This window comes from Methylophaga lonarensis MPL, from assembly GCF_000349205.1.
GTDB lineage: Bacteria > Pseudomonadota > Gammaproteobacteria > Nitrosococcales > Methylophagaceae > Methylophaga > Methylophaga lonarensis.
In genome coordinates this window covers 1-2,201 of the sequence record NZ_APHR01000101.1, presented here as the reverse complement: position 1 = coordinate 2,201, position 2,201 = coordinate 1, and the positions used below count along the sequence as shown (strand labels likewise).

Here is a 2,201-nt window from a genome sequence, read left to right as displayed (position 1 = left end):
TCAGTCCTGGAGTCGATGGCACATCAGCTTAAGCAGGGACAGTTGAAACTCAGCAACCCTCTGACCGGAGACACCGCTCAACAGCAGTTGGCTGAAACACTGGTTGAAACCGGCGCACAACTGGAGCAGCAAATCCTGCAGATTCGCGAGAAGGAGCAGCGATTAAGCATCACGCTGGACTCCATTGGCGATGCCGTCATAGTGACTGATAAGGAAGGCAAGGTGATTCGAATGAACAGTAAAGCCGAACAGATGACCGGTTGGCAACAACAGGACGCTTACGGACAAGCCTTACCTCAAGTGTTTGACATTGCTAATGCAAGTTCCGGTGAGACCATCAGCAATCCTGTGGAGCAGGTATTTGCGACGGGTAATGTAGTAGAACTGGCGAACCATACGCTTTTGAAAAGTAGAACCGGGCAGACCTATCATATTAGCGACAGTGCCGCGCCTATCCGTGATAAATGGCTGGAAAATGGCAGTATTCAGGGCGTTATTCTGGTATTTCAGGATGTCACCACTCAGTACGCTTTACGCGAAAAACTGCGAGAAACGGCCGAATTTCTGCAAAATCTAATGCGAATCAGCCCCAGTGTGACTTATGTGTTTGATATCGTTGATGATGCCTCCAATCCTTTTCGTCTCAGCTATGTCAGCGAGTCAGTAAAAAACCACTCAGGCCTGGACAGTGACTACTGGTTAAGCGACCAGGCAGTTTGGACAGAACATCTGAGTGCCGATGAACTGGATGAGCTGCAAAAAGCGCTGAACCGGCTACGTAAAAATGGCGGTTCAGAAGCCCATGAGCTTCGCTATCGGCATCGTGATGGCCACTACGTCACCGTGCAAAACCATATGGTTGCGGTTGAAAACCAGAAAGGTGAGATCGACAAAATCATCTGTAATTCGGTCGATGTCAGTGCTCAGAAAAAAGCCCAGGCCAACAGTGTCTGGCTCGGTGATATTTTGGAAAGATCACTGAATGAAATTTACGTTTTTGACAGCAAAACCCTGATGTTCACACTGGTCAACAAAGGTGCCAGGGAGAACCTTGGCTACAGCCAGGAGGAGTTGGCTTGCCTGACGCCGCTGGATTTGAAACATGAATTTACTGAACGTGAATTCAAACAAATGATCGAACCGCTGCTGACAGGTCTCAAGCCGCGGCTTCGTTTTGAAACCTTCCATTATCGAAAAGATGGGACACGCTACCCGGTGAGAGTTGATTTGCAACTTGATAACCGTGGCGAACAGGCAAGATTTGTTGCTCTGGTGGAAGACACCAGTGAAATCCAACAGCAACAACAGGAGCTCCAGGAAGAACGCTCTTTACTGCGACGCATCATTGATTCAAGCCCGGATCTTATTTTTTGCAAAGACACCAATGGTGTTTTTATTCGTTGCAACAAAGCGTTTGAAAACTATTTCGGTCACCCGGAAAGTGAAATTATCGGCAAGACCGATGCCGATTTTGTCGATAAAGACACCGCCGAACTATTTGTTCGCAATGATCAGCTGGCACTGCAAAAAAATCACAGCCATATCAATCAGGAATGGATTCGCTACCCGGATGGCCGCAGCGCATTGCTGGAGACACTGAAAACGCCGCTTCGCTCACCCAGTGGAGAAATTGTTGGGCTGTTGGGCATCAGTCGGGACATTACACTGCAGCGTCAAGCAGAACAGGAACAACAATTGGCTGCCATGGTATTCAGGTGTGGTCAGGAAGCAGTGATGATTACCGACGCCAATAACAACATCATCAAGGTCAACCCGGCCTTTAGTAGCTGCACCGGTTACGATGAAAAAGAAGTGCTTGGCAAAAACCCGCGACTTCTCAGCTCAGGTGCTCAGGATGCGGCTTTTTACGAAATGATGTGGCAATCGTTAAAACAAAATAATGTCTGGAGTGGTGAAATATGGAACCGCCGAAAAAATGGCGACATTTACCTGCAATGGTTATCCATCAGCATGGTTCACGACAGTCACGGTAAACTCATCAATCACGTCGCCATCATGTCGGATATCACCAAATTCCGGGAAGCCGAAAATACCATCAGCTTTCTGGCGCAACATGATGCACTGACTCGATTGCCCAACCGATCCATGCTCAAGGATCGGGTCCGTCAAGCCATGATCAGCGCTGAGCGTCATGGTCAGAAGCTGGCTTTGATGTACCTGGATCTGGACCGCTTCACTGA

1 protein-coding gene is annotated in these 2,201 nt (G+C 48.5%); it reads left to right on the top strand.

The features are described from left to right. Positions 1 to 15 precede the first annotated feature (15 nt). Positions 16 to 2,201 (top strand): sensor domain-containing diguanylate cyclase (locus tag MPL1_RS13335; RefSeq protein WP_152417680.1); only part of this gene is annotated, 2,186 nt, incomplete at its 3' end.